The sequence below is a fragment of the Synechococcus sp. H55.2 genome, assembly GCF_047462495.1.
GTDB lineage: Bacteria > Cyanobacteriota > Cyanobacteriia > Thermostichales > Thermostichaceae > Thermostichus.
Window position 1 is genome coordinate 9,458 of the sequence record NZ_JANSJH010000058.1, and the last position, 7,777, is coordinate 17,234.

General features: G+C 62.0%; 8 protein-coding genes and 2 tRNA genes. 4 read left to right on the forward strand and 6 right to left on the reverse strand.

From position 1 onward, the window contains the following. The 4 genes from NW844_RS08200 to NW844_RS08215 all read right to left on the reverse strand — a co-directional run. Positions 1-185: hypothetical protein (locus NW844_RS08200; RefSeq protein ID WP_414334901.1), on the reverse strand; the 185-nt coding region annotated here is incomplete at its 3' end. 19 nt (positions 186-204) lie between these two features. Beyond that, positions 205-1,152: an acetylglutamate kinase gene (gene argB, locus NW844_RS08205; protein WP_414334902.1), complete on the reverse strand. Its 948-nt coding sequence runs from the start codon at positions 1,150-1,152 to the stop codon at positions 205-207. An 83-nt stretch (positions 1,153-1,235) separates the two neighbouring features. After that, positions 1,236-2,114, reverse strand: a complete 879-nt coding sequence (locus tag NW844_RS08210) for a M56 family metallopeptidase (RefSeq protein WP_414334903.1) — start codon at positions 2,112-2,114, stop codon at positions 1,236-1,238. Then, positions 2,111-2,545, reverse strand: coding sequence for a BlaI/MecI/CopY family transcriptional regulator (locus NW844_RS08215; protein ID WP_414334904.1), 435 nt, complete (start codon positions 2,543-2,545; stop codon positions 2,111-2,113). The genes NW844_RS08210 and NW844_RS08215 overlap by 4 nt, the downstream gene beginning before the upstream one ends. Before the next feature lie 112 nt (positions 2,546-2,657). On the opposite strand from NW844_RS08215, the gene miaB reads away from it, so the two are divergent. Beyond that, complete coding sequence (gene miaB / locus NW844_RS08220) at positions 2,658-4,019, forward strand: tRNA (N6-isopentenyl adenosine(37)-C2)-methylthiotransferase MiaB (protein WP_414334905.1); 1,362 nt, start codon at positions 2,658-2,660, stop codon at positions 4,017-4,019. On the opposite strand, the gene NW844_RS08225 is transcribed toward miaB, so the two are convergent. Both NW844_RS08225 and NW844_RS08230 read right to left on the reverse strand, forming a co-directional pair. Beyond that, positions 4,019-4,090, reverse strand: a tRNA-Thr gene (locus tag NW844_RS08225). The two genes, miaB and NW844_RS08225, sit on opposite strands and share 1 nt — an antisense overlap. Positions 4,091-4,098: 8 nt before the next feature. Continuing rightward, positions 4,099-4,184 (reverse strand) — tRNA-Tyr (locus NW844_RS08230). A gap of 185 nt (positions 4,185-4,369) precedes the next feature. Between NW844_RS08230 and lysA the strand changes: the two genes are divergently transcribed. From lysA to NW844_RS08245, 3 genes are all read left to right on the forward strand, one after another. Continuing rightward, positions 4,370-5,746: a diaminopimelate decarboxylase gene (gene lysA / locus NW844_RS08235; protein ID WP_414334906.1), complete on the forward strand. Its 1,377-nt coding sequence runs from the start codon at positions 4,370-4,372 to the stop codon at positions 5,744-5,746. A 212-nt stretch (positions 5,747-5,958) separates the two neighbouring features. Further along, positions 5,959-6,882, forward strand: coding sequence for a diadenylate cyclase CdaA (gene cdaA / locus NW844_RS08240; protein WP_414334907.1), 924 nt, complete (start codon positions 5,959-5,961; stop codon positions 6,880-6,882). Between the two features lie 5 nt (positions 6,883-6,887). Further along, entirely contained in the window at positions 6,888-7,634 is a 747-nt protein-coding gene (locus NW844_RS08245; RefSeq protein ID WP_414334908.1) for an isoprenyl transferase, read from the forward strand. Positions 7,635-7,777: the final 143 nt, after the last annotated feature.

The following is a 7,777-nucleotide window of genomic DNA, read 5'->3' on the forward strand; positions in this document are numbered from 1 at the left end:
AGGATCAAGGGCTGCACCGCATCGGCTAGGGCCAGGGGCGGCAAAAAGGCCAAGGCGGCCAACAACAGCTTCAGGTGCCGCCGGGCATAGGGCCAGAGCAGCCGCAGCAGTCGCCAGTCACTTTCTCGCCGGGGTTGGGGATCCCTACTTAAATCGGCAGCGGGGGGAGAGGTGGCAAGGCTCACTGACTGACACCCAAAAACGTTAAGGAAGCCTAGCAGGCCCGCTGTTCAGTCCCTCCAACTGGGCGGAAAATTGGGAAGGGACAAGCTTAGTGCCCACGCCGGCATCGGTTAGCAGTTCCAAGAGCAGGGAATGCGGGGATCCCCCGTCTAGGATGTGGGCGGCCCGCACCCCTTGAGCCAAGGCGCGAATGCAGCACTGCACCTTGGGGATCATGCCGCCTCTGACCACGCCGCTCTGGATTAACTGGCGGGCCATCTCGATATCCAGAAGCGTAATCAGGGATCCAGAATCTTGGGGATCCCTGAGAATGCCGGGGGTGTCGGTGAGAAGGATCAGCTTTTCTGCCCCTAGAGAGGCCGCCAGCTCCCCGGCTACCGTATCGGCATTGATGTTGTAGGCTTGGCCCGTCTCGTCGGCGGCCACGCTGGAGATCACCGGGATCTGGCCGCCCTCCAACAGAGTTTGCACCAACTGGGGGTTGATGGTGCTGACTTCTCCCACAAAGCCGATTTCCGCCCGGCCCTGGGAGCGCGCCTTGATCAAATTGCCATCCCGACCGCACAGCCCCACCGCCGAGCCGCCCGCTAAGCTGATGAGCTGTACAATCTGCTTGTTGACCTTGCCCACCAGCACCATCTCCACCACCTCCATGGTGGCGGCATCGGTCACCCGCAGGCCGTCCACAAACTTGAAGGGAATGTCCAGCTTTTGCAGCCAACTGTTAATCTCCGGGCCTCCTCCATGCACCAGCACCGGACGGATGCCAACGCAGGCCAGAAAGACGATGTCCCGTAACACCTCGGCCCGCCGTTCCTGATGCACCATGGCGGCGCCGCCATATTTGATGACAATGACGCGGCCCTGGTACTGCTGGATGTAGGGCAGAGCCTCAATGAGGATCTGCGCCCGCGTCAGGGGATCACAGGCCGACCCAGTCGCCTCAGAAAGGGAAAAGTTGGTCTGCACTGCCGTAAGTCGGTAGAAGTCAGAAAGCCTGACCTAGAGTAGCGCATTCTGCCAGATTCTGGGACTCCGTCCCGCTACCGCAATCAGCTATGGAACGGAATCGCCAGCAAAGGCAACAGGGCCAACCCTAACCAAGCCCAACCCTGAACTGGAGCACTGGGTAAGGGATCGACAGGCTCTAACTCTGCCTGCTGCAGCAGGGCATCGATGCGCTCTTGCAGCCGTTGTCCTGGGTCTGAACTCACGGCCATTGCAAAGCCAACCCAAGCTGATGCCAGTTGATCCCCCACCCCATAGCCCACCACCTGCAGCAAGGCTTCTCCCAACAGCAAGGGATCCACCCGTTGGGCCGCCCAGCGATCCGCCCGCAGCTCCCGCAGGGTGAGCAATTCCTGCCAGAGGATCTCGGTGTTGGGCAGCCAGCCGGTGAGGCGTCGCAGCCAGCCCACCCCAAACATCCAGAGGGTGTCGCGGTAGTGGCGGTGGGCCTCTTCGTGGGCGATCACAGCCCGCAAGTGCTCCTCATCCAATTGCTCCAGCAGGCCGCGGCTGACCACCAGCCGCGAATTCCACACCCCCACTTGGGCGGCAAAAGGGATCTCCAAGTCCAGCACATAGGCTGGAGAGCCATGCAAATCCACTTGGGCCAGAGCCTGTAGGTGGGCGCGTCGATAGGAGCACCAGTATTCCCACATCCAGCGCAAGGCCACGCCGCCGGCCACAGCCAGCAGCAGCAGGGCACAGCCGTAGCAGAACCAGCCCCCCGCCCCGGCCATTTGTCCCCATGGCCCCATCCAGGCCAAGGCCAAAGCAGTTGTCAGCAAAAGCAGCGGCGGCAGCAAGAAATGGAGCCAAGCTCGCTGCCAACGTCGGCCCCACCCGCCACCTTTATCCAGACGCACTTGCGCCCGCCACAGCCAACTGAGGCCTAAGCCCAGTGCCAACATGCCCAAGTGGCTCATCGCGTCTCCCTCCTAGCTTGACGAGCTGCCCGCAGCCGTTCGGCAATCGCCTGCAACTGGGACACACTGGCCTGATCCAGGCTGTCGGCAAAGGCTGCCACCGTATCCGGATCCCCCACGGCCAAAAATTGTTGCAGGTGGGTGAAGGCCCTGAGGCTGGCCGCTTCCTGACGAGAAAGACGGGGCCGCCACAGCATCGGTAGGTTTCGCCCCTGCGCATCGGTGCGGCGCTCACAGCTCACCCAGCCCTTCTGGCTCAGGCGCTGCAAGACGGTGGTTACCGACGCATAGGCCAGCTCTCGATCCGGATCGGCCAAGATGCGCTCGTGGATTTGCCGGGTGCTGGCACTGCCCAAATCCCAAAGGATATCCAGGATTTCCGATTCCAGAGGGCCCAGCGACAGTTGCTTGGGACGATGCTTTGGCAACATGCACCTTTGCCAGGGTAAGGATCCTTTCCAGATTAGCCGATGCAGTCGCAAACTCCGTAACCGTCAGGGATCCGCTAAGCTCAAAATGATGGCTTTTGGTGCTGTTCTTCCCATGGCTGCTCCCACTTACCACACCATCACCTTCGGCTGCCAAATGAACCGCGCCGACACCGAGCGCATGGCCGGGATCCTGGAGTCGCTGGGGTATGTGGCCACCGAAGATGAGTCGCAGGCGGATTTGGTTCTCTACAACACCTGCACCATCCGCGACAATGCTGAGCAGAAGGTGTATTCCTACCTGGGCATCCAGGCGCAGCGCAAACGGAAAAACCCGGCCATCAAGCTCATCGTGGCCGGCTGTGTGGCCCAGCAAGAGGGAGAAAAGTTGTTGCGCCGCGTCCCCGAGTTGGATCTGGTCATGGGCCCCCAGTACGTGAACCGCCTTGGGGATCTGCTGGCGCAGGTGGAGGCCGGCAACCAGGTGGTGGCCACCGATCCCATCGAGATCCCAGAAGACATCACCAAGCCCCGCCGCGACAGCCAGGTAACCGCTTGGATCAACGTCATCTACGGCTGCAACGAACGCTGCACCTATTGCATCGTGCCGCTGGTGCGGGGACAAGAGCAGTCGCGCCAACCTCAGGCCATTCGCGCCGAGATCGAAGACGTGGCCCGGGCGGGCTACCGCGAGGTGACCTTGCTGGGCCAGAACATCGACGCCTACGGGCGGGATCTGGATCCCAAGACCAACCTGGCCAGCCTGTTGCGCTTCGTCCATTCGGTGGAAGGGATCGAGCGGATCCGCTTTGCCACCAGCCACCCGCGCTACTTCACCGAGGAGCTGATCGCCACCTGCGCCGAGCTGCCCAAAGTCTGCGAGCACTTCCACATCCCCTTCCAGGCAGGCAGCAACGCCGTGCTCAAGCGGATGCGGCGCGGCTACACCCAGGATCGCTATCGCCAACTCATCCAGCTCATCCGCCAATACATGCCGGAAGCGGCCATCAGCGCCGATGCCATCGTCGGCTTTCCGGGCGAAACAGAAGCCCAGTTCCAAGAAACCCTGCAACTGGTGCGGGATATCGGCTTTGACTTGTTAAATACCGCCGCCTACTCCCCCCGTCCCGGCACCCCTGCGGCGGAGTGGCCTGACCAAGTGCCGGAAGAGGAAAAAAGCGATCGCCTGCAACGGCTGAACCGACTGGTGGCCGAGGTGGCTGCCGCCCGCAGCGCTCGACTCCTGGGCCAAGTGCAGGAGGTGCTGGTGGAAGGCCCCAACCCGAAAAACCCCCGCCAGGCCATGGGGCGCACCCGCGGCAATCGCTTGGTGTTCTTCGCAGGGGATCCGGAACAACTGAAGGGATCCCTGGTGCCGGTGCGCATCACGGCTACACGGGCCTTCTCTCTCAGCGGCGAGGTCTGCAAGCCAGGCGAGACTCTGCCCCAGCCAACAGGGGCCACCCACATCCTGTAAGCCCACGACGAGGATTGAACTCGTGACCTCCCCCTTACCAAGGGGGTGCTCTACCACTGAGCCACGTGGGCAAACCCGATGGTGGGCCGAGTTGGATTCGAACCAACGTAGGCGTAAGCCAGCGGATTTACAGTCCGCCCCCTTTAACCCCTCGGGCATCGACCCCCAGACACTGGCCTTCTATAGTAGCAGAAAGTGCCAGCCAAGATCGAATCCACTTGTGAGGAACGTGCCCTAGCGGGGCCGGGCAGGCAGCCATCCCCCTGGCAAGCGCGGGCTTGAGGGCCTTTCCTCGGCCAAACTGGAGAGAAAACTTGATAGGGTGTAGGACAGTCTTTTTGCTCGTCACTATGGTTTCAACCCTTGGCACCCCCACCCCCGTCGAACAAGTTTCTCCCAACCAGTCTTTGCGCCCCCTGACCAGCCGCATCAACAGCCGGGGGCACCTAGAAATTGGCGGCTGCGACGTGGTGGAGCTGGTGCGCCAGTTTGGATCCCCTCTCTACATCCTGGACGAGTGGACTCTGCGGCAGGCGTGCCGGCTCTACCGCCACACCTGGGCCCGCTGCTACGCGGGGGAATTCCGGGTTTTGTACGCCACGAAAGCCTGGAATTGCTTGGCCATTTGTGCTTTGGCCCTGCAGGAGGGGCTGGGACTGGATGTGGCTTCCGGCGGGGAGCTGTACACGGCTGTGCAGGCAGGAGCCAAAGGCGAAGATCTCTACCTGCACGGCAACGCCAAGTCTGTTGAGGAGCTGAACCTGGCTCTGGAAACGGGCTGTACTTTGGTGGTGGATAGCCTCTACGAGCTGCAGCAGGTGGCTGCCCTGGCCACCTCTGAACGACCAGCCCGCCTGTTGCTGCGGGTTAACCCCGGTATCGATGTCCACACCCACGAGTACATCCGCACCGGCCAAACCGATAGCAAATTCGGCATCGGGCGATGGCAACTGCCGGAAGCGATGGATCGGATAGCTGCCCATCCCCAGTTGGAGTGCGTCGGGCTGCACGCCCACATCGGATCCCAGATTTTTGATCTGCAAGGACACCGGGATCTGGCAGGGGTGCTGGCTCAGATCTGGCGGCAAGGGCTGGAGCGAGGGCTGCCTCTGCAAGAGCTGAATGTGGGTGGGGGCCTGGGGATCCGCTATGTCGAATCCGACGATCCCCCCTCCATTCCGGAGTGGGTGGAAACAGTGGCGACAGCGGTGCAACAGGCTTTTGCAGAAGCCGGGATCTCGCTGCCCAAGGTGCTCTGCGAGCCTGGACGATCCGTGATTGGGCCGGCTGCTGTTACCGCCTATACCCTGGGGGGGCAAAAGCGGATCCCGCCGGGCGATGGCCTGCCCGAAGGACGTCTCTACATCACCATCGACGGCGGCATGTCCGACAACCCCCGCCCCATCACCTACGGAGCCCGCTACACCGCCCTTCTGGCCAACCGCCCTGAGGCCGAGGCCACGCAGCGGGTCACAATTGCCGGCAAACACTGCGAGTCGGGAGATGTGCTGTTGAAGGATGTGCTTCTGCCGGCCCCAATGGCAGGGGAAGTGCTGGTGGTTTTGGCAACGGGGGCCTATAACTACAGCATGGCTTCCAATTACAATCGCTTTCCTCGACCAGCCGCGGTGCTGGTCAATGAGGGAGAGGCCCAGCTGATCCTGCGGCGAGAAACTTATGCCGACCTAATTCGTCAAGATGTTTTACCGGAGCGGCTGCGGCGGTGAGGCGGAGGTTGGTTGACCACAGCCGTCTCAGTTGAGGAAGGGGGTACCGCTTGTCCCGCAAGGGCAACTCACATCGGTCTTGGGCGGGCGAGACTGGAAAACAGATAGGAGGTGGGTGGTAGGCTGGTCTGGGGGCCGCAGTCAACAAGGGTTCTGAGAGCGGCACAGGCAGAAGGTCTGCAATGAGGGGAGCGTGAACGGGGTTTTTTGGCATGCTGGCAGCCTTATGGGCTTGGCTACAGCAATTTACCTTTCTCAGCCTCTTGGACTGGGCTCTGGCTGTCTTGCTATTGGCTTTGGCCCTCTACTACACCCGCGAGAGCCGGGCCGGGGTGCTGGTGCGGGGATTTATGGTGCTCCTGGTGCTCTACCTGGCCACAGCCTCCTTGCCGCTGGTGCACCTGATTTTGGATCGCCTGCTCCTGGCCGCAGCTGTAGCCATGGGCGTGCTCTTTCAGCCGGAGTTTCGGCGGCTGCTGGAGCAACTGGCGAGGGCCATCCGCGTTGAGTGGCCGGGCAACGCAGGCAATGACGAGGACGACCCTGAGGAGGATTTGGTGGAAGAATTGGTGCAGGCGGTGCGAGAGCTTTCCCAAAACCGGACAGGGGCGCTGATTGTAATCGAGCCAGATCAGCCCATTGACTCGCGGGTGTTTACCGACAAAGGGGTCTCTCTCCAGGCGCGGGTGTCGCGGGAGATCCTGCAGACGATTTTCCAGACTTCAACTTTGCTCCATGATGGGGCCGTTGTCATCCACCGGGATCGCATTCGCGCAGCGGGGGTGATCCTGCCGGTTTCGGAGCGGGCCGCCTCCCGACAACTGGGCACACGACACCGCGCCGCCATGGGGATCACCGAACAAGCCAACTGCTTGTGTATTGTGGTCTCAGAAGAAACGGGATCCATTTCGCTGGCAGAAGGCGGACGCCTGGAGCGACCCCTGACCAGTGCCGAGCTACACAAACTGCTGGTGCAGCGGTTGCGCAATCCCCGCGATGCTAAAAAACGAGATGCCCCGCTGCAGGGATTGTGGGCCCACCCGTGGTTGCGCAATGGACTGCTGCGCTGGTGGGGATCCCTGCTCGATCTGGCCAAACGCTTTCGCAAACCCGAGAAAACCCTTCCCAAAGACTGAGCCGCATGACCCTTTCTCCTGTCCATCTTCTGCAGTTGCCTGCCGACCTGGATCCGCAGTTGTTGCCCCGCCATGTGGCAGTGGTCATGGATGGCAACGGGCGGTGGGCGCAAAAACGGGGTTTGCCCCGCAGTGTCGGGCATCAGCGCGGGGTAGCGGCCCTGAAGGAGCTGTTGCGCTGTTGCGATGATTGGGGGATCCCCGCCCTCACCGCCTACGCCTTCTCCACCGAGAACTGGGGCCGCGCCCGCGAAGAAGTCGATTTTCTCATGACTTTGTTTGAGCAGGTGCTGTGGCAGGAGCTGCCGGAAATGGTGCAGCAGGGGGTGCGCATCCAGTTTGCCGGCCAGTTGTCGGCCCTGCCCCAGTCTTTGCAGGACACGATCCTGCATGCGGTGGAACGCACCCAGCACAACGAGGGCATTTGCCTGACGGTGGCCCTCAACTACGGCGGCAGACAGGAGATCCTGCAGGCTTGCCGCTCGATTGCCACCCTGGTGCAACAGGGACTTTTGCAACCGGATCAGATCGACGAAGCCCTCTTTTCCCAATTTCTCTACACCACCGGCCTCTCCGATCCCGACCTGTTGATCCGCACCAGCGGCGAGATGCGCATCAGCAACTTCCTGCTCTGGCAGATGGCCTACACCGAGCAGTACTTCACCCCCATCCTCTGGCCGGATTTCGACCGCGCCGCCTTTCACCAAGCCCTGCTCAGCTATCAGTCGCGGCAGCGGCGCTTCGGCAGATGAGAGGATGCCCGCCTGGTTCAATCAAACCAGACCCTCACCCCCAACCCCTCTCCCTCAGGGAGCTAGCCCAAGCGCTCCGCGCCGCTCACGCGACCACCCCCAACCCCTCTCCCTCAGGGCCCTCACCCCCAACCCCTCTCCCT

What these genes read in the sequence shown, in the direction of transcription:
- NW844_RS08210 (WP_414334903.1), bottom strand. Translation starts at nt 2,114, where the DNA reads ATGAGCCACTTGGGCATGTTGGCACTGGGCTTAGGCCTCAGTTGGCTG.
- NW844_RS08215 (WP_414334904.1), bottom strand. Translation starts at nt 2,545, where the DNA reads ATGTTGCCAAAGCATCGTCCCAAGCAACTGTCGCTGGGCCCTCTGGAA.
- miaB (WP_414334905.1), top strand. Translation starts at nt 2,658, where the DNA reads ATGGCTGCTCCCACTTACCACACCATCACCTTCGGCTGCCAAATGAAC.
- lysA (WP_414334906.1), top strand. Translation starts at nt 4,370, where the DNA reads ATGGTTTCAACCCTTGGCACCCCCACCCCCGTCGAACAAGTTTCTCCC.
- cdaA (WP_414334907.1), top strand. Translation starts at nt 5,959, where the DNA reads ATGCTGGCAGCCTTATGGGCTTGGCTACAGCAATTTACCTTTCTCAGC.
- NW844_RS08245 (WP_414334908.1), top strand. Translation starts at nt 6,888, where the DNA reads ATGACCCTTTCTCCTGTCCATCTTCTGCAGTTGCCTGCCGACCTGGAT.